19 protein-coding genes and 1 pseudogene are annotated in these 21,905 nt (G+C 50.3%); 10 read left to right on the top strand and 10 right to left on the bottom strand.

The genetic code is table 11. The features are described from left to right. Positions 1–101: 101 nt before the first annotated feature. Positions 102–662 carry an NUDIX hydrolase gene (locus BUC02_RS04685; protein WP_073319318.1) on the bottom strand — a complete coding sequence of 187 codons (561 nt, stop codon included), beginning with the start codon at positions 660–662 and terminating at the stop codon, positions 102–104. Positions 663–664: 2 nt separating this feature from the next. Then, positions 665–2,053, bottom strand: coding sequence for a carbon-nitrogen hydrolase family protein (locus BUC02_RS04680; RefSeq protein WP_073319315.1), 1,389 nt, complete (start codon positions 2,051–2,053; stop codon positions 665–667). Between the two features lie 233 nt (positions 2,054–2,286). Between BUC02_RS04680 and BUC02_RS04675 the strand changes: the two genes are divergently transcribed. Next, a complete protein-coding gene (locus BUC02_RS04675) occupies positions 2,287–2,682 on the top strand; it encodes a hypothetical protein (protein ID WP_073319312.1) in 396 nt (131 codons plus the stop codon). Positions 2,683–2,701: 19 nt separating this feature from the next. After that, a complete protein-coding gene (locus BUC02_RS04670; RefSeq protein ID WP_073319310.1) occupies positions 2,702–3,340 on the top strand; it encodes an epoxyqueuosine reductase QueH in 639 nt (212 codons plus the stop codon). 73 nt (positions 3,341–3,413) lie between these two features. On the opposite strand, the gene BUC02_RS04665 is transcribed toward BUC02_RS04670, so the two are convergent. After that, the gene (locus tag BUC02_RS04665; RefSeq protein ID WP_073319308.1) at positions 3,414–4,577 is read right to left on the bottom strand and encodes a pyridoxal phosphate-dependent aminotransferase; all 1,164 of its coding nucleotides are present in this window, start codon (positions 4,575–4,577) and stop codon (positions 3,414–3,416) included. A 123-nt stretch (positions 4,578–4,700) separates the two neighbouring features. Between BUC02_RS04665 and BUC02_RS04660 the strand changes: the two genes are divergently transcribed. Beyond that, positions 4,701–6,860, top strand: a complete 2,160-nt coding sequence (locus BUC02_RS04660; RefSeq protein WP_083564391.1) for a YgiQ family radical SAM protein — start codon at positions 4,701–4,703, stop codon at positions 6,858–6,860. A gap of 117 nt (positions 6,861–6,977) precedes the next feature. Here BUC02_RS04660 and BUC02_RS04655 read toward each other — a convergent pair whose 3' ends face one another. After that, positions 6,978–7,823, bottom strand: a complete 846-nt coding sequence (locus BUC02_RS04655; RefSeq protein ID WP_073319306.1) for a 50S ribosomal protein L11 methyltransferase — start codon at positions 7,821–7,823, stop codon at positions 6,978–6,980. Between the two features lie 226 nt (positions 7,824–8,049). On the opposite strand from BUC02_RS04655, the gene BUC02_RS04650 reads away from it, so the two are divergent. After that, a complete protein-coding gene (locus tag BUC02_RS04650) occupies positions 8,050–9,057 on the top strand; it encodes a Fic family protein (RefSeq protein ID WP_073319304.1) in 1,008 nt (335 codons plus the stop codon). A 1-nt stretch (position 9,058) separates the two neighbouring features. On the opposite strand, the gene pyrH is transcribed toward BUC02_RS04650, so the two are convergent. Continuing rightward, positions 9,059–9,766 (bottom strand): UMP kinase, encoded by a 708-nt coding sequence (pyrH, locus tag BUC02_RS04645; protein WP_073319303.1) that lies wholly within the window; start codon positions 9,764–9,766, stop codon positions 9,059–9,061. Between the two features lie 128 nt (positions 9,767–9,894). Between pyrH and BUC02_RS04640 the strand changes: the two genes are divergently transcribed. Then, positions 9,895–11,796 carry a M6 family metalloprotease domain-containing protein gene (locus BUC02_RS04640; RefSeq protein WP_073319828.1) on the top strand — a complete coding sequence of 634 codons (1,902 nt, stop codon included), beginning with the start codon at positions 9,895–9,897 and terminating at the stop codon, positions 11,794–11,796. A gap of 13 nt (positions 11,797–11,809) precedes the next feature. Here BUC02_RS04640 and BUC02_RS04635 read toward each other — a convergent pair whose 3' ends face one another. From BUC02_RS04635 to BUC02_RS04625, 3 genes are read right to left on the bottom strand one after another with little or no spacing between them, the layout of a single operon-like run. Continuing rightward, the gene (locus BUC02_RS04635) at positions 11,810–12,019 is read right to left on the bottom strand and encodes a hypothetical protein (protein WP_073319301.1); all 210 of its coding nucleotides are present in this window, start codon (positions 12,017–12,019) and stop codon (positions 11,810–11,812) included. A 3-nt stretch (positions 12,020–12,022) separates the two neighbouring features. Further along, complete coding sequence (locus BUC02_RS04630) at positions 12,023–12,589, bottom strand: DUF3990 domain-containing protein (RefSeq protein ID WP_073319299.1); 567 nt, start codon at positions 12,587–12,589, stop codon at positions 12,023–12,025. Then, positions 12,586–12,810, bottom strand: coding sequence for a DUF3791 domain-containing protein (locus BUC02_RS04625; protein WP_212668308.1), 225 nt, complete (start codon positions 12,808–12,810; stop codon positions 12,586–12,588). Before BUC02_RS04625 ends, BUC02_RS04630 begins: the two co-directional genes overlap by 4 nt. A gap of 676 nt (positions 12,811–13,486) precedes the next feature. Between BUC02_RS04625 and BUC02_RS04620 the strand changes: the two genes are divergently transcribed. The 4 genes from BUC02_RS04620 to BUC02_RS04605 all read left to right on the top strand — a co-directional run bounded on the left by BUC02_RS04620 (position 13,487) and on the right by BUC02_RS04605 (position 19,207). Next, complete coding sequence (locus tag BUC02_RS04620; protein WP_217653069.1) at positions 13,487–14,662, top strand: FISUMP domain-containing protein; 1,176 nt, start codon at positions 13,487–13,489, stop codon at positions 14,660–14,662. Between the two features lie 916 nt (positions 14,663–15,578). Further along, positions 15,579–16,460: an electron transfer flavoprotein subunit beta/FixA family protein gene (locus BUC02_RS04615; protein WP_072807907.1), complete on the top strand. Its 882-nt coding sequence runs from the start codon at positions 15,579–15,581 to the stop codon at positions 16,458–16,460. Between the two features lie 3 nt (positions 16,461–16,463). Next, positions 16,464–17,489 carry an electron transfer flavoprotein subunit alpha/FixB family protein gene (locus BUC02_RS04610; RefSeq protein WP_072807905.1) on the top strand — a complete coding sequence of 342 codons (1,026 nt, stop codon included), beginning with the start codon at positions 16,464–16,466 and terminating at the stop codon, positions 17,487–17,489. Between the two features lie 5 nt (positions 17,490–17,494). After that, entirely contained in the window at positions 17,495–19,207 is a 1,713-nt protein-coding gene (locus BUC02_RS04605) for an acyl-CoA dehydrogenase family protein (RefSeq protein ID WP_073319293.1), read from the top strand. Between the two features lie 96 nt (positions 19,208–19,303). Here BUC02_RS04605 and BUC02_RS04600 read toward each other — a convergent pair whose 3' ends face one another. Together BUC02_RS04600 and BUC02_RS04595 are read right to left on the bottom strand one after the other, a co-directional pair. Next, positions 19,304–20,116 carry a hypothetical protein gene (locus BUC02_RS04600; protein ID WP_073319290.1) on the bottom strand — a complete coding sequence of 271 codons (813 nt, stop codon included), beginning with the start codon at positions 20,114–20,116 and terminating at the stop codon, positions 19,304–19,306. Next, positions 20,113–21,462, bottom strand: coding sequence for a hypothetical protein (locus tag BUC02_RS04595; protein ID WP_139261019.1), 1,350 nt, complete (start codon positions 21,460–21,462; stop codon positions 20,113–20,115). Before BUC02_RS04595 ends, BUC02_RS04600 begins: the two co-directional genes overlap by 4 nt. Positions 21,463–21,702: 240 nt before the next feature. Between BUC02_RS04595 and BUC02_RS04590 the strand changes: the two are divergent. Further along, a pseudogene (locus tag BUC02_RS04590) lies at positions 21,703–21,903 on the top strand (electron transfer flavoprotein subunit alpha); the annotation flags it as partial. Between the last annotated feature and the right edge of the window lie 2 nt (positions 21,904–21,905).

The following is a 21,905-nucleotide window of genomic DNA, read 5'->3' as shown; positions in this document are numbered from 1 at the left end:
ACTTGGTGCTTTAGCACCTTAGTAGAGTTATCCTCTATGACGAAATGAATAATCACTCATCCCACATTTCACATCTCACATTCCTCATCACTAACCACTTTCTATTGTCTACTCCACATGGCGCAATAAGTTTGCGTGCGGGCGGAGAGGCGTTCGTCCTTGAGGATTTCGCGGATTTGTTTTTTGTCGAACCACTCGGCCTGAATTTCTTCGACTTCGGAATCGCTCGGGCGAATTTCACCGCCGGCAACGCCTAAAACGACTACATTTCGCTCGTTAGAAAATCCGACCGCGGAATAGCTCGGTTTCCAGACTTCGTCGATGCGCATGAGCGAAAGGCCCGTTTCTTCGCGGAGTTCGCGGGCGGCCGCCTCTTCGTAGGTTTCGCCCGGATCAATGAGACCGGCTGGAAAATTATAGATTCTTTCGCCGACGGCCATACGGTATTCCTTGCAAAGCAAAAGCTTTTGACCGGTGCAGTCATGCATAATCATCACGACCGCATGGGGCTTTTTTTCAAGCATGTCCTTGAGGCCCGCAATGTCGGGATTGCGGCTGATCATTTCGTAAGTCTTGGGCTTACCGCTGACCGTTTTGTAGTGAATATCGTAGCGGGTAATGAATTTGCCCTGGTGGATTTTTTCAATCGATTCAAATTCCATGATCACACCCTTTGTATAGTTTCGTAATAAATGCAGTCATGGGCACATTCGCCGTCGAAGGCCCTATTGCAAATCGGCATCTTGTAAAGCATTTGCGCTTCGTCCTCGTTGCGCGAAATTCGCTTGCGCACGTAGCCGATGTCCCGGAAGTTTGCCTCTTTGCCTTTAACGAGTGCGGCGCAGGTATTGATCCAGACCACGTTGCAGTCTTCGTGGGCGCACAAGTCGAACGAACGGCGAAAATCGTAGGAACCTGTCGAGAATGACGGCACGATTATCAGCGTGAGCTTGAAACAGCGCATGAGTTGCTGCATGTATTCGGTTTCCAGGAAATCGCGGCAGACCATGATCGCGATGCGGCCAAGGCCTTCAAAATGCAGGATGTTCACCACGAGATTGGAACTGATTTGTTCCAGGTAACCGATTCCATCGAATTCCTTGCGGAATGGATTCTGCTTGTTCTGTTTGCAAATCACGTTGCCAAACTTGTCCATGACTGTGACAACGTTGCGGTTCTTTTCCCAGTATGAGGGCAGCACGATAAGCGACGGAATTTTAGCGGCATCGGCAGGCGAAAGGGACTTGATTTTACTTGACATGAATTCCGTCATCTCGGCATTCCCGAGGAGCTCCGGAAACACGACGATATCGCTTTCGTTTTCGGCGGCAGTCCAGATCTTTTTCCAGATGAGTTCGTTGTCCGCTTCAAACGAAGGATTTTCGTAGGCGATATTGAAGTACTGGATTTTATCCTTGTCGGTGAGCTGGACTTTAAAATTGCGTTCGCGCCTTAAGGGGGTGGCAGCAATTTTTACGGCATGGCGTTCCTTGAAATGCGGGAACAAATCCTTCTTCAAGAAATAATGCTTGTCAATCAGTTCGCCGAGCACCGAATTTTCAATCAGCAGAATATTGTACAGGAAGCTTTCGAGGTTGTTGTAGCGGTGAATCAGGCGGTGTTTGCGTTCCCACACGCAGGAACAGCGCGGCAAGAGCCCAACCCCCACTGATTCGCGGTTGGTGTTCAGTACGATTGAAAATTTTTCCTGTTCAAATTCCGCTATAGCCAGATTCAACAGCGAAGCCATCGCCTGGTCCAAAATTTGCAAAAGACCCAGTAGCGCGTAATAATCGCGGTCGGCTTTCAACCGATTGACGAGCGATTTCAAGTTTTCAAGAAATTCCGTGGTTAGGTTTTCGGAGGAAAGTTCGCGGACGCTCACCCCATTGCCGGATTCCTGAAACAGCGCGGGAATTTCTGCCTGGACGACTTTTGCGATGCGGGATTTTTCAGTCGGCGAGACACAGCTGTATTCGACAAAGAATTTCTCCGAGCAGGAGCTTACAATATCGGAACACAATTCCGCCACAATGTTATAGAGGTCCAGCATAGTGAGGAATATAGAAAAAAAGGTCTAAAATTCAAAAAATAAGCCATTTTTGCCCCTGTTTTAGGTGGATACAGGATGTTTACTCGGGTATACGCGATTTATACGATTTTTAGACTTATTCCAAGTTGGAATATCTATTTTATAGGTACCCAAACACTCCCTGACGGCCCTAGGTTACCTCCTTTACCCAGGGCCGTCCTCTTTTTTAGGGGTTAAATTCTAAATTTGAGCTAATGATTATCGCTACAATCATCGGGGCTATCGCTTTTTTGCCCTCCATCGCTCTGAATATTGCGCTTGCCTTGGGCGCCCCACTCGGCGCCTACGCCATGAATGCGCGCTACAAGGTGATTCCGCCCGAAGTCCGCAAGGCTTTCATCGTGCCAACCACGATGCAGTTCGTCGCCCTTTTCGTGCTACTTTCGGCAGGGCTCGTTTTGCCCGAGATTATCCCGTTCATGGTGACGCGGATTCTCGCATTCTTCTTTGCGCTGTACTTGACGTTCTATACGGCGACGGTTCTCTTTAGTACCGCCCACAAGGAACGTACCGTGATGGGTTCGTTTGCGGTCGTAACGAGCATTTGCTACTGGATCACCGCTTTCGGGACATTACCTGTAGGAAGTTAGAAGTAGGAAGTAGACAGGAATGAGCAACGAGCCTAAGCATAATTACCAGCGCGACTTGGATTATATCATCCGCAGGCTGGAACGCACCGGCGAAGTGCCGACGCTTTTGCTGCATGCCTGCTGTGCGCCGTGCAGCAGCTACACCATCGAATACCTGTCGCAACACTTCAAGATTACGCTTTTCTACTACAATCCGAATATCGCGCCCGACGAAGAATACCGCCACCGCGTCGAAGAAATCAAGCGGTTCGTGGCCGAATTCAAGACGAAACATCCGGTCACGCTGATCGAGGGTGAATACGACCCGAAAAAATTCTACGATGTCGCACGCGGGCTTGAAAACGAACCCGAAGGTGGTGCGCGCTGCCGCAAGTGTTTCGAGCTCCGCCTCGCTGAATCGGCACGGCTCGCCCGCGAATTGAACTGCGAATACTTCACCACCACGCTCACCATCAGCCCCATGAAAAATGCGCAGGTGCTGAACGAGGTGGTGCAGGAGCAGTGCGATATTTACGGAATCAAGCGCCTGCCCAGCGACTTCAAGAAGAAGGGCGGCTATAAGCGTTCTATTCAGCTTTCCGCCGAATACAATTTATACCGACAGAATTACTGCGGGTGCGTTTATTCCAAGAGGGACGCGGAAAAGAACGAGGTATGAGGTCGCTTCGCTTTGAGCAATGAGAATTGCAACAAATACTGTCTACTGCCTACTGCCTACTTCCTACTGTCTACTATTTCATTTTCTTTCTGAGGCTTTCCAGACGGTTAAGCGCGTCGTAGAGGGTTTCGTCTTTCTTGGCGAAGTGGAAGCGGATCAGGTGATTCACCGGTTCGCGGAAGAAGCTGGAGCCAGGTACTGCGGCGACACCCACTTTTTGCGCAAGGTCGATACAGAACTGGTCATCGGACTTGTAGCCGAATTCGCTGATATCCATCATCACGAAGTACGTGCCCTGCGGCTCAGTGAACTTGAAGCCTAAATTGCGCAGGCCGCCGGTGAAAATTTCCTTCATGTGCGTGTAATGCGCCTGAAGCTCCTGGTAGTAATCGTCGCCGAAATTGAGAGCGGTGAGTGCGGTTTCTTGCAGTGGCGAGGCGGCGCCCACCACCGTGAAGTCGTGGATTTTCTTGATGTTGTTCATGATGGGCTCAGCAGCGAGCACGTAGCCCAGGCGCCAGCCCGTAATGGAATAGCTCTTGGAAAGGCTGGAACATTCAATGGTGCGTTCGCGCATTCCCGGAAGCGTCGCAATATAAGTATGACGATGCGGCGCAAAGACGATGTGTTCGTAGACTTCGTCGGTGATTACATACAAATCATATTTAATGGCGAGGTCGGCAATAACCTGCAGTTCTTCGCGGGTAAAGACTTTTCCGCTCGGGTTCGACGGATTGCAAAGCACAAGCGCCTTCACGCCCGGCTGCTTCATGGCATCTTCAAGGACGTTTGCATCGAAGGTAAAATCGTGCGGGTCCAGCGGAACATAAATGGGAGATGCGCCACTCAAAATCGTGTCGGCGGTATAGTTCTCGTAGAACGGCGAAAAGATGACCACCTTGTCGCCCGGATTGCAGACCGACATCATCGTGATCATCATGGCTTCGGTACTGCCACAGGTAATGACCATTTCGGTTTGCGGGTCGTAACGGAGTCCGCTGAAATGTTCCTGCTTTTTGGAAAGCGCCTCGCGGAAATTCTGCGCACCAATCGTAAGCGCGTACTGGTGCGGGCCCGTATGGGCGACTTCGGCCAGGCGGTCTTGCAAGGCCTTGGACGGGTCAAAATCCGGGAAACCCTGCGACAAGTTGATTGCACCGCAAGCGTTCGCGATGCGCGTCATGTGACGAATGACCGATTCCGTAAAATGTTCCGTACGATTACTTAAAGGCTTCATGGGAGAAAATTTAGCAAGAAAGATGGCAGAAAAAAGTGCTTAGTTGGTAGAACTTAGTTGGTAGAGCTTAGAAGAATAATCTAAGTTCTAAGCTCTAAGTTCTTTTTTTCTACATTTCACTCTATGTACGATCCGCGCTTTTTACCCATCTGCAAAGAAGACCTGGAGGAACTCGGCTGGGACTATGTCGATGTGATTATCATTAGCGCGGACGCCTACGTGGACCACCCTTGCTTTGGGCATGCCGTGGTCGGTCGCCTTTTCGAGCACGAAGGCCTGCGCGTAGCAATCCTTCCGCAGCCGAACTGGCGCGATGACTTGCGCGACTTCAAGAAGCTTGGCAAGCCGCGAATGTTCTTCGCGATTAGTAGCGGCATGGACAGCATGGTGAACCACTACACCGCGGCAAAACGCCTCCGCAGCGACGACGCCTTTACGCCAGGAAACAAGGCGGGGTTCCGCCCCGATTACGCGACGTACACCTACGCGAAGATTTTAAAGAAGCTCTACCCCGATGTTCCGCTGCTGATTGGCGGGCTTGAATCGAGCCTGCGCCGCGTGACGCATTACGATTACTGGAGCGACAGACTCAAGCCGAGCATTCTTTTCGATACGCAGGCAGACATTCTCGTGTACGGCATGGGCGAAAAGCCGCTCAAAGAAATCGTGCGACTCTTGAAGAAGGGCGTGCCGTTTTCAAGTCTGCATTCGATTCCGCAGACGGCCTACCTCACGCCCAAGGGACAAATCCCTACGACCAAGCAGTGGGAAGACTTGCGCCTCGCAAGCTACGAAGATTGCCTTGCCAGCAAGCGCAATCAAATTGAGAACTGCCGCAAGGTAGATATCGAATGCAACAAGTGGTTCCAGCGCCGCATTCTGCAAGATGTCGCGGAACAAACCGTGGTGATCAACCCCGCGTACCCGCCGCTGGAATACGGCGAACTCGACGAAAGTTTTGAATACCCCTACGCCCGCGAACCGCACCCGCGTTACAAGAAACGCGGCAACGTGCCTGCGTTCGACATGATCAAGTTCAGCATCAACACGCACCGCGGCTGTTTCGGCGGTTGCAGTTTTTGCGCCATCAACGCACACCAGGGCAAGTTCATTGCGAGCCGTAGCCGCGAAAGCATTCTGCGCGAAGTCGATTTGATTACGAAGATGGACGGATTCGCCGGCACCATCACCGATTTGGGCGGCCCGAGCGCCAACATGTACAACATGCGTGGCAAGGACCCGAGCCGTTGCCAAAAGTGCGCACGCCCCAGTTGTCTCACGCCGAAAATCTGCGACAACATGGACACGCACCACCACGAGCTCCTGGAACTTTACCGCGAAGTGCGTAACCACCCTAAGGTGAAGCACCTGTTTATCGGAAGCGGCGTACGTTACGACATGTTGCTGCAAGAGACAGACGACAAAGAACTGATCCGCGACCACGAAGAATACGCCCGCGAACTGATTGACTATCATGTGAGCGGGCGCCTGAAGGTGGCCCCAGAACATACCAGCGATGCAGTGCTTAAGCTGATGCGCAAGCCGAGCTTTACCTTGTTCCACAAGTTCAAGGAATTCTTTGACGACGAATGCAAGCGCATCGGAAAGCGCCAGCAGATTATTCCTTACTTTATCAGTAGCCACCCCGGATGTACCGAAGCCGACATGGCGGAACTTGCACTCGAGACAAAGCAGCTCGGATTCCAGCTGGAACAGGTGCAGGACTTTACGCCGACACCGATGACGATTGCGACCGAGATGTTCTACAGCGAAATGACGCCGGACGGAAAGCCGCTTTACGTGGCGAAAACGCCGGAACAAAAGCGGAGCCAGCGCCAGTTCTTCTTCTGGTACATTCCCGAAAACCGCCCGCAGATTCGCGCCACGCTCGAGCGCCTTAAACTCGGCAAGATTGGCCGACTGCTCCTAAGCCGCAGCGCGAAAGCCGAAGGCAAGGAATTCTACCCCAGCAAGGAACGCGAAGAAAACGAAGTCTACCGCGAGCGTGAACAGCAGAAACGCGAACAGCGCGCCGTCACCATCGTGCCGCAGAAATCCGGCGACAAGGGTCGCTGGGAAAACTCCGCCCGCAAGGAGAGGCGCGCCGCACAGTTTGGCGAACCGCGCAAGAGTTTCCATAGCGATCGCAAGTTCAACAATGATCGTGGCGGCAACAAGGGTCGCGACTTCAATAAAAATGGCGGTAAAAACCGCCAAGATAACAAGCAAAACAATCGTAACAATTCCCCTGTTCAATTCAGTTCGTTTAAACGGGGAAGATAATACGCTTTCTTTAAATTAGGAGTGAGCGAGCACACTCCACCATTGCAATCTCACTTCGTGAGATTGCCAAATGCTAGGCTCGGTCATGCCTGTGCAAGCACGGTCGCGACTCTCGCCTTACGCATTTGTCGCCAAAACACTCCACCACTCTGTGCTGATTCGTTCTTCTTTGACTTTGAAGCCGGCTTCTTCAAACCACTTGAGAATGTAGTCCTTTTCGGTGAGGAGCTGGCCCGAGATAATGAGTTCACCGCCTGCGGCGAGCAAGTCTTCGATGTCGTCGCGGAGCGGCCAGAGTTCGCTGCGGATCATGTTGCAGAGAATGACGTCGAACTTGGCTCCGTCCTTGAAAGCATCCAGGAATCCCAAAATACAGTCGCTTTCCTTGAAGCCGTTGCGTTCGAAGTTTTCGGCAATGCAGGGAATCGTGAGCGGGTCGATTTCGGTACCCACGGCAAGCTTTGCACCCAAGCGTCGGGCGTACATGGCCAAAATGCCCGTACCTGTACCGATATCAAGCACAGTCTTCCCGTTAAAATCAATGGATTCCATCAAAGTCGCGCAGCTACTTGTGGTATCGTGTTCGCCAGTACCGAAAGCGGTCTTGGCTTCAAGTTCAAGCACCACGGCTTTGGGGTCATCAGGCGTGAATTCAACCCAAGGCGGACGCACCCACAAGTGCGGGGAAACAGACACCGGCTGCGCACGGTCGCGCCACCACTTGTCCCAATCCTTCGCGGGTTCTTCGCTAACAGCAAAATGATACTGCGGAAATTCGTTTACGATACGGTCGCGTTCGGCCTTGTCGCCGGTATAAAAGCAGAAGTCCGTGCGACCATCTTCTTTCGGGTCCAATTCTTCGAGAGTTGCCACCCCCGCTTCAAAAAGCAGGTAGCTTGCGATTTCAAATTCTTCGGCAGGGCAATAGCCCTCGGCCTTGTACCATGTATCGATTTTTTGCATAGGGCAAAAATAAAAAAAAGGAGAGGCTCGGTACGCCAACCCCGTTACCGAGCCTCTCACCAAGCGCAAACACCTCAAACCGCTTGGCCCCTTTCACCCATCTTGTAAACTAATATAAACACAATTTCGAATTTCGGCGAAAAAAAGTGATAATTTCTTATTCCAAGATGGAACATTCCTATTTTGGACTTGCAAAAGCGACCATTCTACGTATATTTTGCGTTAAATGATCGTTTCGAAGCCGCTTTTTATACACCAGTACCCTGACTGGACCAAGTTCCGCTATAACGCACAAAGCGTAATGGATGCCTTGGGACAGACTCGACTGCTTGAAGGCGCCCTCGTGGGCGTTGCAGACCTGGTTTGCGATTCGGACACCGAGACGCGCATGCTCGCGAAAGACATCGCGGCCAACTACGCGCTGGACGGCTACACTCTGGATATTCCGATACTTGAAAGCGAAATCAAGAAAAAGAATTCCGCCAGGAACGACATTCGAAATTTTGTAGGCGCGATTCAAAACGCCAAGCTCCCGCTGACCGAAGAACGCCTGTTCGCATGGCATGCGGCCATTGGCCAGAACAAAGTCAAGAGCTTTAGGACAAAAGAAAGCGTTGCAGGAACATTTACCGGTGTGAGCCCGGAACGCATTCCGCTTGAAATCGGGCGTTTTATAGACTGGTTTGAAAACTCGACGCAAGACGGTGCGATTAAAGCGGCGATTGCTCACTTCTGGTTTTTGACGATCCGCCCGTTCGAAGACGGCAACGGACGCATTGCCCGCGCGCTCGCCGCCATGCTACTCGCCCGCAGCGAAGACACGACTCGCTGCCAGTATACGCTCAACGAACAATTTTTAAACGACCGCGACAATTACATACAAACTTTATTCAAAGCGCAGGCCGGCAATGGCGACTTGACCGAATGGATTTTGTGGTTCTTGAATGCGATGCAAAAATCAATTGAAGACAGCAAGAAAGAAATTGCAGGCGCCCTCAAGAAAATGCAGTTCCTGCAAAAGAACCAGCAGGCCGACTTGAGTGGGCGCGAAAGGAAGATTATCGAAGCCGTCTGGAACGGAGAACTGCCGGCCGTATTCTCGGTGAAAGAGGTAGCCGCCTTTACCGGCACGAGCCACGATTCCGCACTCCGCGACATCCAGGACTTGATTCAAAAAGAAATCGTCCGCCCCGAAAACAAGGGCGGACGAAGCCAGAAATACAGCTTGATTTAAATTAGCAGTGCACCAGCGTGCCGAGGTCGCCCTGAACGGCGGCGCGTGTGAGATTGCCCTTTTCCATCTTGAAGACGAAGATAGGCATGTTGTTTTCCATGCAGAGGGCGACGGCTGCGGTGTCCATGACCTTGAGGCCGCGGGAAATGACTTCCTTGTAGCTGATGTCGTCGAAGCGGGTCGCGGTCGGATCCTTGACCGGGTCTGCGGTGTAGATGCCGTCGACCTTGGTGGCCTTCATGATCACGTCGCATTCGCTTTCGATGGCGCGGAGAGCGGCGCAGCTGTCGGTCGTAAAGAACGGATTGCCGGTGCCTGCGGAGAAAATCACGACGGAGCCTGCGGACAAAAGCTTGAGGGCCTTGCGGCGGTCGAAGAATTCGCAGACCGGTTCCATGCGGATGGCGGACATCACCACGGAGTCAATTCCCTGCTTGTCCAAAGCATCTTGCATGGCAAGGCCGTTCATCACGGTGCCGAGCATGCCCATGGCATCGCCCTGGGCGCGGTTCATGCCGCCTGCAGACGCAGAAATGCCGCGGACGAGATTGCCACCGCCAATCACGAGCGCGACCTGCACGCCCTGCTTGACGATGGAGGCAATTTCGGACGCCATGTCAGAGAGAATCTGGTTGTCGATACCGTGGCCCTTTTCGCCTGCGAGGGCTTCGCCACTGAGTTTGAGAAGAATGCGCTTGAATTTAGACATAGTTTTTAGTAGGAAGTTAGAAGTAGCTGTTTTTATTCATAGGAAATGTAATAAAAAACGGACAAAGAGTTCCACTCGCCGCAAAAAAATGTATTTCCATATACGGTGGTTTAAAAAATGGAATGTTTATGAAAAACAAGTTTTTACTTTATGGTCTTATCGCATTAGCGCTCCCGACAACACTTTTTGCAGACATCGTGTACCAGGGGAAGCGCGTCCAGGAATGGCCCGAAGAGGCTCGACCCACATTCTCTGGAATCAGCCCGAGTAACTCTAGTTCCGGTTTAGCGAGAGCAGTTGCAACACAAACGAAAGGCCACTACGCCGCCCCCAAGGGCAAAATCTACAGCCTTACCCTGCTCGTCGATTTTTCGGATAAGCCCGCCCCCGTTACAGTGGACGAAGTCAAGGAATGGCTGAATAAAGAAGGATTCAATCGGGACGGTTGCAACGGTTCTGTACGCGACTACTACCTTGACGTTTCTAACGGACAACTGGACCTCACGAACGAAGTCTACGGCTGGTACCGCGCCAAGCATCCGAAGTCATGGTACGAAGGCCTGAACGGATACTCAGGTTCCGACTCGCTCATGAAAGAAGTATTCGCGTATTTCGATTCTCAGGTTGATTTTTCGCGCTACGACAACGACAAGGACGGGACTACCGAAGCCATCAACATCGTGTATGCCGGCGCTGGGCAAACTTGGGGACAGGGCCTGTGGCCACATTCCGGATGGTCCAGCGAAAAGCGCGACGGAGTCCGACTCACGCACCATCAGATGACGGACATGCCGGGCAAGTTTTCGATATATGTCTTTGTGCATGAATCGGGACACATGATTTTTGGCTGGCCGGATCTTTACTGGTACGGTGACTACTGCACCATGGGCAACCGCGCAAACGACTTGAACCCGGTGGCTATCAATGACTTTTTCCGTGCGGACCAGGGCTGGATTCCGTTCGTAGACATCACGAGCGACGATGTAAACAACGTAACAAGCCTTGAAGTTACGAAGCCCGGAGAATTCTGCTACCGCTACAAGAACCCCGCAAGGCCGAACCAGGAAGGTTTAGTTTGGTCTTACGTACGCAACACGGGCCGCAACAAGGTACTCGCTGGGAGCGGCCTCTTGATGCAACACTACGATTTTTCGATTGAAGGCAATTCCGCTGCAGACAAACTGGGACTCCGAATCGTGCATGCCAGCGCGGCGGGAAAATCAAGCGACAATCCCGGCGACCAGTGGCCAAGCCCGGGTAGCACCGCCAACACATTCTTTAAAAGCGGAACCTACTCAGAATTTTCAGATGACGCCTACCCCGCTATCCGCTGGTATAACGGTTCCACAACAGGCCTCAAGATTACCGACATCGGCACACCCGGTGAATCGCTCACGTTCTGCATCGGCGAGAACTGCTCCGAGCCCTCGTCCAGCTCGTCGACAGTGGCAAGTTCCAGCAGCGTCGCTGAAATCACCATCCAGAAAATCGCACTTGAGACAACGCTCCCAATAAGCGACAGCTATGCGCCCGTAACGCTCGACCTGAACGGCAGCGAAGTCGCAAGTATTCTCGGCATCAAGCGCACCGAAATTGAAGACAAAGTAGAGTTCTACGGAGTAGAACCCAACGGAAGCCTCAACAGCAACACCACCGGCGAAGGCACCGGGCATTGGTTCGACAAGGACGGCAAAATCACGACCTGGGATCCGAACGGCTCCAGCATCGTATTCTCCAATGTAGACCTTTCGACCATGACCACAAAAATCGGTCACATGCCAGGTAAAGTCAAAGCCGGAGACACCTTCACCGTGCGACAAGCGCTCGTTTACGGCAGTAAGCAAGTCTCCTTCGAAATCACGGTAACAATCGAAGGCGGCACCACCGTCATCACCAACCTGCGCAAGGCAAAATACGGCAAGCCCGGCAGCAAGATATTCAATGTGCTCGGAAAGCCCGTCGGAGTACGCAACGCTAACGGAGCACTCCCCGATTTGCCCAAGGGCAGGTATGTAGAAGTGGCAAAATAGGGGCTTGAACAGTCTAACCTTTTTCGCGTTCAAATTCCTCGGCGGTGGCGTCGGGGCCATCCCACCAAAGCTTATTTGAATCATCGTAAAGCATCTTCGCCGTATTTGATCCCATAAAATCCACAAGAACATCTTCTTGTGGCCTTTGTGAATCTTTCGCGATTTTTTCAACGGCCATCAGCGCAGTCAAATCCATGGCGAATAGAGTTTTATCACTAACCATAGATTACCTCAAAACAACCGTTTCACTCTTAATAAATTGAAGTTTTGAAAGAGCCTTTTCGCTTCTGAAACAGAATTGGTCTTGCAATCGCTCCGGCAATAAAAGACTAATGCAAATGTTGTCTGCCTGCTCGCTACCCATTGGACCATAGACATTTCCCATATACGCAAGAATCGTAGCGTTGGTATCGTCATTTGCAATTTTTCCCGAAACAACATCGTAAGAAGTCATCTGATTACGAATATCTTCAAAAGTTTTGTTTCGTCTATGGGCAACAATACAATGCAGCCAATCAACATTGGCGGTTTCAAAAGCAAAAATGTCAAGCCCGGCTATATCCGCCACCTTAAAAGATGATACATACGCGAGACGTTCCTGTGCAGGGATTAAACCACGACCTTGAGCCTTTGATGCAGATATCTTTGCAAAGCTCTGAGCTTGTTCCTTTGAAGTTGTCAAATAAAAGCCCTGACCGAAATCCTTGAATCGTGCACACTTTTCTAATTCAGGATTTTCCACAACACAGTAACTACCGTGGTAAAGAATCATCCCCGCTTCTAGAGTTTTCATACCGCAGCCCCCTTGATTTTAAGGTAGTCCTTTATATCATCAAAGACAGCTTCGTCACCTTCTACGTGGAAAATACCGAAACACTCGCGAATATACTTAAGAGCGTCGCATTTTTTGAAAAGTTGCGCAGTTTCTTTCAACGACAGGTTAAACCGTTCCGAGGCCATTCTCAGAATCCGAATCTGCATAAAAAGAATCTGCTGCTGTTCGTTCATATTCATAAATCTATAAAAAAATCCTCAGAACGTCTTTCTTCGTTAAACACCTGAACATCGTATTTCCACGAGATAGCCTTGCGACAGCACGGAGCCAGTAACGAATCATCATCCTTCAAGAAATATGCATGACGTTTACAGCACATGGCAGCCTTTCTCCCATTTCTGTAGCCCATTGCACAAGGCGACAATCATCTGTATCAAAATGGAGGGAAACAGAAATGCCCCCGAGAGGCAATAGCCGAAATATCTTCCTTTGTGCAAGGAAGTAGAGAAAAATGATTTGCATCAAGCATCTGTTTATTTGGCAGATGACTTATATGTAATCGGGCGATCAACCACCGGGACTTTAATTTCGCCCCTAAGGTATTTTAGGACCCTTTCAACCTGCGAGGGCGGAACCACAACATGCTTATTACTTGGGAACCAAGCCGATTTTGAACGAACAGCCATTGCCTTATCCTTATTTTAAAGGTGAATATATTAACTCTGGAGCTGGCACTAAACAGGTGAAAGCCCGGCAACGCTCTCATAAACCGGCGTATTTATAATATACCTAATGAGTTTGGAAAAAACAAGGGGGGGGGGGGAGGCGGGATGTTGTTCTGCAACCTACAGTTGACATTTATTATATTTCGCAAAAATGAATGTTTGGTGGGATTTTTATAACCGGAGGTCTTCTGTGAAGATTTTTGCAAACGCTTTGGCTCTGTCCATTCTCCTAGCCCTGCTTGGTGCATGTGGCGATGAATCTAGTAGCTCCGCTCCCGATCCAATCGGTGAAATCTCGTCGAGTAGCAATGACGACAACGGTTCTTCGGGTAAAGATAAAGACGCATCTTCGTCTTCCCAGAAAGATTCTAAAAAATCCAGTTCATCTGTAGCGGAAAAGAATTCTTCTAGCTCTGTAAGTGGCAAGAATAGTAGTTCGTCTGTAGCAGAGTCGAGTAGTAGCGAACTTGTTTTCCATCGCTGTGATGATGGTGATACATCATCTTCTAAAGGTGGTGGCTACATGTATTATTTCATATGTAAGGATAATGAATGGGAAGTTGATCATGTGGTCAATTTAGATTCTCTTGATTCTCTTGCCGCAATTGAGAAAAACAAGGAACACCCGAACATGGATAGCTTGTTTGCCGGCTACAGTGGAGAATATTTGGAGTTTGAAGACCCTCGAGATGGACATAAGTACAAGTATGTTGAGTTTATTTGGCATTCCGAGGATGGTAAGGGGAGGGATACCTTCTATGTGATGGCCGAAAACTTGAATTATGGTAAAATGGTATTGGGTGGAACAACGGAATTTGACGACAATGTGACTGAAAAACTATGCTACGTTGATGATGAATGGTTCTGCGACAACCACTTTGGCGGTCTGTACACTTGGGCCGAGGCGATGAATTTGCCGAAGGTCTGCGATTCAGTTGCCGTGGATAGCAATGACGCGTGCAAGAGTTTTGCCGATGTTGTAAAAAAAGCCAGCGATCCTCGTGTAGTCCGTTGGCAAGGAATTTGCCCGGACGGTTGGCATATTATGAATCAGTACGAATGGGCGCATACTACAAAAAATTCTAGTAGTCTCCGTTCTAAGGCTGTATGGGAAAAAAATGCTGGTTCAAATAGTTCTGGTATGGCGATTATTCCAACTGGAGAATGGGTTAGAGGGAAGGATTTTTCCGGAATCCATGAATTTGCTAATTATTGGATGCCTACTGAGTTGAATCAAAAGAATGCAAAGAACATCTTTTTTTCATCTGTTTCGCAATCTTTAGACTCTGATGGAAATTCAGGTGGAAAAAATATGTTTGAGCCAGTCCGTTGTGTGATGGATGCAAACAACACCTTGACTCACTAGTAATTTAATCACCAAAATTTTAACAATAAAATTAGGGCGTGAGGGGCATGCCCTAAGGAGAACCTATGTCTAAAAACAAGAAATCTATGAAAAATTCCAAGAAGCGTGTTAACAACTACAAAATCGAAAGCCTTGAGCCGCGTTTGCGCTAAAGCGACGGCGAATGCCTGGCCGCTAAGCGGACAGTAAAGGCCGAAGGCCGTAATTTGTCCGCGTGCGGAGCAGGCTGAGCCGGAGCGTTTTTTTTCGGACATGAAAAGCTGATGCCGATTTTCATCGGCATGACGTGGGCGGGGAAAGGAGGTGCCGCATCAAGTGCGGCAAGACAACCGGAGATGAATGCCCTAAGGCGGAAGAAAATGTGTCGTTGAGCGAACATTAGAGGCCGAAGGCCGTAATTTGTCCGCGTGCGGAGCAGGCTGAGCCGGAGCGTTTTTTTTCGGACATGAAAAGCTGATGCCGATTTTCATCGGCATGACGCGGGCGGGGAAAGGAGGTGCCGCATCAAGTGCGGCAAGACAGTGAGCAATTCATTCCACACGGCACATTTCTGGAGCCGTGGGCATTTTGAAGCCGGGGCGTTACGGGCGCGGCGATTGAGCGCCCGTTCGAGGGGGTGGTGAGCAACGAAGTGCGAGCCAGGGAGAGACTTCTCCCTTTCAGGCATCAAAGGAGGTGCCTGATTGGATCCGGCATGACAGAGGGCGGGAAAAGGAGGTCCCGGCCTTCGCCGGGAAGACAGAGGGCGGGGAATTTCGGCACGCATTCTGCGGAATCCGTTTATTACTAAAATATTACAGAATTATTACAAGACACTAACAAGCAAAAAGATCTGATTGGGGGCGCTTTGAACAAGCGATTATTTCTATCTTATACCCCAACTAAACATTAACCGTAAATTCAATAGTTAGGAAATATGAGTCTTAAAATCGTTGTGCTTGCTAAGCAAGTACCTGATACACGAAACGTGGGCCCCGATGCCATGACGGAGCAGGGAACCATCAATCGTGCCGCATTGCCCGCGGTCTTCAACCCCGAAGACCTGAACGCCCTGGAGCAAGCCCTTCGTTTGAAGGACCAGTTCCCGGGTTCCACCATCTCTGTGCTGACGATGGGTCTCCCGAAGTCTGCCGAAGTCGTCCGCGAAGCTCTGTACCGCGGCGCCGACGAAGGTTTCGTGGTGACGGACCGCCCGCTCGGTGGTGCTGACACTCTCGCTACGAGCTACACGCTCGCCCAGGCCGTCAAGAAGATTGGCGACTACGACATCATTCTCGGTGGCCGCCAGGCTATCGACGGCGATACCGCACAGGTCGGTCCGCAGATTGCAGAAAAGCTCGGCCTCACGCAGGTGACCTACGCCGAAGAAATCCTCTCCCTCGACGAAAAGGCCCGTAAGGTCGTTATCCGCCGCCACATCGACGGTGGTGTGGAAACGGTGGAAGCACCGCTCCCGCTGGTCGTGACCGTGAACGGAAGTGCGGCCCCGTGCCGTCCGCGCAACGCAAAGCGCCTCATGAAGTTCAAGAACGCAACCGTGGTTGCCGAACGCAAGCCGGAAGACGCCGAAAAGTACGAAGCCCTCATCGCGAAGAAGCCCTACCTGAACATTCCGCAGTGGGGTGCCGCCGACATCGACGCAGACCCTGCCCAGATCGGTAAGGCCGGTTCGCCGACGAACGTGAAGGCTGTCAAGAACATCGTGTTCAAGGCGAAGGAAAGCCGCACGCTCACCGCAAGCGACGCCGACGTCGAAGGACTTATCAAGGAACTTTTAGACGGGAAGATTATTGGCTAGCCTATGAATAACGTATTTGTATATTGCGAAATTGAGGGCACGACCGTTGTCGATGTTTCCCTCGAACTTTTGTCCAAGGGCCGCAAGCTCGCCAACACGCTCGGCGTTCAGCTCGAATGCATCTGCGCAGGCAAGGGCCTCGACGGAATTGAAAAGCAGGTGTTCCCCTACGGTGTGGACAAGGTCCATGTGTTTGATGCCGAAGGGCTCTTCCCCTACACCACCAACCCGCACGCATCGCTCGTGGTGAACCTCTTCAAGGAAGAGCAGCCGCAGATTTGCCTGCTCGGTGCAACGGTGATTGGCCGTGACCTCGGCCCGCGTATTTCCAGCGCCATGCACAGCGGCCTTACCGCCGACTGTACCGAACTCGAAATCGACAGCTTCGAAATGAGCATCGGCGGCGTGAAGAAGTTCTACGAAAACCAGCTCTGCCAGATTCGCCCGGCGTTCGGCGGCAACATCGTCGCAACGATTGTGAACCCGGAACACCGCCCGCAGATGGCAACCGTCCGCGAAGGCGTGATGAAGAAGGAAATTGTCGATCCGAACTACAAGGGCGAAGTTATCAAGCACGACGTGGCCAAGTACGTGCCGGAAACGGAATACGTGGTCAAGGTGCTCGAGCGCCATGTGGAAAAGGCAAAGCACAACCTCAAGGGCGCTCCGATTGTGGTGGCCGGTGGTTACGGCATGGGCTCCAAGGAAAACTTCGACATGCTGTTCGAACTGGCGAAGGAACTCCACGCCGAAGTGGGCGCAAGCCGTGCCGCTATCGACGCGGGCTTTGCCGATCATGACCGCCAGATTGGCCAGACCGGCGTGACGGTTCGCCCGAAGGTGTATATCGCCTGCGGTATCTCCGGCCAGATTCAGCACCTCGCCGGCATGCAGGATTCAGGAATCATCATCTCCGTGAACTCCGACCCCGACGCCCCGATCAACGCTATCGCTGACTACGTGATCAACGGCACCGTCGAAGAGGTCATCCCGAAGATGATCAAGTATTACAAGGCAAACAACAAGTAGGCGTTATGGCGAATTTTTACACAGACCATCCAGAGATTAAGTTCAACCTTGAAAGTTCTCCTTTGATGCAGCGCATCGTGGAGCTCAAGGAAAACGGCTACGCCGACAAGGACAGCTTTGACTACGCGCCGGAAGACTACGCCGACGCGATAGACAGCTACAACCGCGTGCTCGAAGTCGCAGGCGACATCACCGCGAACACCATCTTCCCGAACTCGGAAGACGTGGACGCCGAAGGCCCGCACTGCAAAGACGGCCGCGTGCGCTATGCGAGCAAGACCTACGAGAACCTGGAAGCCACCCGCAAGGCCGGCCTCAATGGCGTGACCATGCCGCGCCGCTTCGGCGGCCTGAACTTCCCGATTACCGCCTACACGGCCATCAACGAAATGATCGCCTCTGCAGACGCCGGTTTCGAGAACATCTGGTCCCTGCAGGACTGCATCGAGACCTTGTATGAATTCGGCGACGAGGACCAGCGTTCCCGCTTTATCCCGCGCGTGTGCGCCGGCGAGACGATGTCGATGGACTTGACCGAACCCGATGCCGGTTCCGACCTGCAGCGCGTGATGCTCAAGGCTACTTACAGCGAAGAAGACAAGTGCTGGTACCTTAACGGCGTGAAGCGCTTCATCACCAACGGCGACAGCGACATTCACCTGGTGCTCGCCCGCTCCGAAGAAGGCACCCATGACGGCCGCGGCCTCTCCATGTTCATCTACGACAAGCGCGACGGCGGCGTGAACGTGCGCCGCATCGAGAACAAGCTCGGCATCCACGGAAGCCCGACTTGCGAACTTGTCTATAAGAACGCGAAGGCGGAACTCTGTGGCCGCCGCAAGTTCGGCCTCATCAAGTACGTGATGGCCCTCATGAACGGTGCACGCCTCGGCATTGCCGCTCAGTCCGTGGGCATCAGCCAGATGGCATACAACGAAGCTCTCGCCTACGCCAAGGACCGCAAGCAGTTCGGCCAGGCCATCGTGAACTTCCCCGCCGTCTATGAGATGATTTCCAACATCAAGGCACGCCTCGACGCAGGCCGCGCACTCCTGTACCAGACAGCCCGCTATGTGGATATCTACAAGGGCCTCGAGGACATCGAGCGCACCCGCAAGCTCACTGACGAGGAGAAGGCAGAACTCAAGCTCTACCAGAAGCTCGCCTCCGCTTGCACGCCGCTTGCGAAGGGCATGAACTCCGAATACGCCAACCTGAACGCCTACGACAGCATCCAGGTTCACGGCGGTTCCGGCTACATGCTTGAATACGCCTGCCAGCGCCTCTACCGCGATGCTCGTATCACCTCCATTTACGAAGGTACAACGCAGCTCCAGACTGTTGCAGCACTTCCGCACATCACCACCGGCACCTACAGCCAGATGCTCGAGGAACTGGAAGCGGGCGAAGTGGCCGCCGAATACGAAAGCCTCAAGGCCCGCGCGAAGGCCATGGACGCGAAGTTCAACGAAGCTATCGAAGTCGTGAAGGCCGCGAACAACAACGAGTTCACCGACCTTTGCAGCCGCCACCTCTACGAACTCGCCGCCAACTGCGTGATGAGCCAGCTCATGCTCCGCGACGCCACCAAGGCACCGGAACTGTTCGACAAGAGCATGAAGGTGTACTTGAACCTCGCCGAAGCCGAAGTTGCCAAGCACTACAACTTCGTGAAGAGCGTGGATGTGGAAGCGATGGAGAGCTATAGGAAGGCTTAATTGACAAGTGTGGCGAAAGTCGCACAGGTCTCTTATCTTTTAAAGCAGAAAACCTCGGATTTATCATCCGAGGCTTTTCTTTTATTAAAGAATTTTTTAGTCCAAGTAAGTCCACATAACAAGAGTTGTATCAGCGCCAGCTTTTATAAGAATATCCGTAAATTTCTTTTGAAGATCTGTTTGATATTCATATCCAAAATTGCAATAGTCCAACTCAACCATTCCACTAGCTTTCTGATTAACAGAGTAACCACGATCAACCAAATCCTGGAAATAAAAAAGTTGATCTTCTTCTGATAATCCTGTAAAATGGACACTTCCACCACAAAACTCATGTAAAATCGAATAATCCTGAGCCGTATTTATACGAACACTATCCACATTAGGAACGTGATCAATCAACTCACTGTACCAATAACGACCAACTTCACTTCCCAGCTTTCCTGTCGATGATTCAATGATTGCCGCACGTACAGTTGTACCACTTATAGGGAAGTCATTATCAAGAGCATATCGCAACATGAGAGTATCCTCGGCAAACATAGCATCCGTAGCGAAAATATTCAACTCATCGCGGCCCACAGAATCCATTCCATTTTGCAATAGATACAATATCAGCGAATCAGCATTTTCTTGAAAAAGTAAATTTGCCAAAACAGAATAATTACTAACTAGAGCTGAATCGTAAAGTTCCATATTCAATGAAGCACAATTTTCCAAGCTTTTCTTTAACTTATCTAAATTTTGAGTTTCTATAGCCTTCCATAAAGAAGAATCCGTTTTAAAATTTTCACAATTTTCATTTAATTGAAGAGCGTATTGCTTTTCAATCTTTGCGCTAGATGAATTGTCATCGGAACATGCAATCAGCAAAAATGTCAGCATAACCAGGAATAAAACGTTTTTCATTTGCAACCTCCGTTTTTCGTGAATGGAACATAATCAATTTTTGTATCTTGAGGAACAAAAAGTTCCTTAGCCATATAAGAACCACTATAAATTTTATAGTGGAATTGTCCAATGACCATTCTTGAACGCGGAGCCCATACGGATCCAACAAATCCGTTATCGACATATGTTGCCGACGAACCTAACACTCCAACAAGAAAATTTGATGCCTTTGCACCAGTTACCGTCCCACTAAAGTTAAACTCTTGCGCATACAGCTCCGTCGTTTTGGAACTTTTTAATTTTAAGGTGCTTCCATATTCAAAACGAATGCTCCTGAAAATATAGACACCATCTTTATTTAAAACTAGAGTTCCACCTCGACGGATTGTCACATCCCCATAAACACCAGGTTCATATGTTTTAGACTTTCCATTTTCAATAAAATCCGATGTGTTCGCGAAAGAAAGAGAACTGATTTCAGAATTATAATTAAATGAAGTCACACCACCTTTCTTTTTGTATTCAGCCCCTTTTTGCGCTTCAATCGTTTTTGCCCATGTTTCAGAATACACCTTGGAATAATTACGTAAAGTCAACGTCTCATTTGAATGAGCATTGTCAACCGATCCTTTAACACCGATATTTATATTCTTTTCTGCTCCGACAGTACATGTGGCAGAACTATATTCTTTTTTAGAGCAAGAAGCCCTATCATTTATAGTCAAATTTTCTGTTGCAAATAAAGCATAGCCTTCAGGAATAGCACAATAATCAAGAGGTGTCGTCATGACGCTGACAGACTTACTTGCATTTCCATAAGAACGATCAGACAGAGTGCAACCCGATGTAAATCCATCATTTTTATATTGATAAGTTGTGAAATCTACCCTTATATTGTAAGCTCTTTTAGCAGAATATTGATGACTAGCCGTAAAAGAACTTTTCATTAGGCTAGGCAAATTATTTATATAACTCGGACTACTTGTATTTTTGCAATTCAAACCACTACAATGAGCGTCATAATCATAATCAAACATATCCGATTTACCGTCACCCCAATAAATCGTATATCCTATAAACGCATGATGCGTTGTTTTATTCGGACAGTTAACCGACGCAGTCAACTTGATGGTCTGCCCGTCACCATCAACAACGGCCGGTTCCAACGTGAATGTTGTATTTTCCGCAAAATTGCAAACAGGACAAGTATCAGCCAAAGAAACGCCTATTGCAAGCAGCAACGAAACCAAAATCCCTTTCATTTGATTCTTTCCTTCTTGTATTTTTTTTAACACCATTGCAAATATAGCATAATTTTTACAAAAAAAACGTGATTTTCGTTCTTTTTGTAAAAAAAACATCACAAAAAGCTCGTGCATAAAACTAATCTATAACAAGAACATCTTCTTAAAGAAATAAGCCCCACTTTATCTATTCAACTTCCAGCAGAAGAATACAATCACAAAGGCAATCCATATTGCATTTTAGGGTGGGCGGGGGCAAGCCCGGGCGTTGCGGGTGCGGCGTCTGAGCACCCGCTAGAGAGGGTGGAGAGCAACGAAGTGCGAACCAGGGGGAGGCTTCCCCCTCCCATAAATAAAGCAGTCCGCCCGAAGGTGTATATCGCCTGCGATATCCCCGGCCAGATTCAGCACCTCGCCGGCATGCAGGATTCAGGAATCATCATCTCCGTGAACTCCGACCCCGACGCCCCGATCAACGCTATCGCTGACTACGTGATCAACGGCACCGTCGAAGAGGTCATCCCGAAGATGATCAAGTATTACAAGGCAAACAACAAGTAGGC

This window comes from Fibrobacter sp. UWOV1 (genome assembly GCF_900142495.1).
Taxonomy (GTDB): domain Bacteria; phylum Fibrobacterota; class Fibrobacteria; order Fibrobacterales; family Fibrobacteraceae; genus Fibrobacter.
The sequence above is the reverse complement of the archived record's forward strand: the minus strand, read 5'-3'. Positions and strand labels throughout refer to the sequence as shown.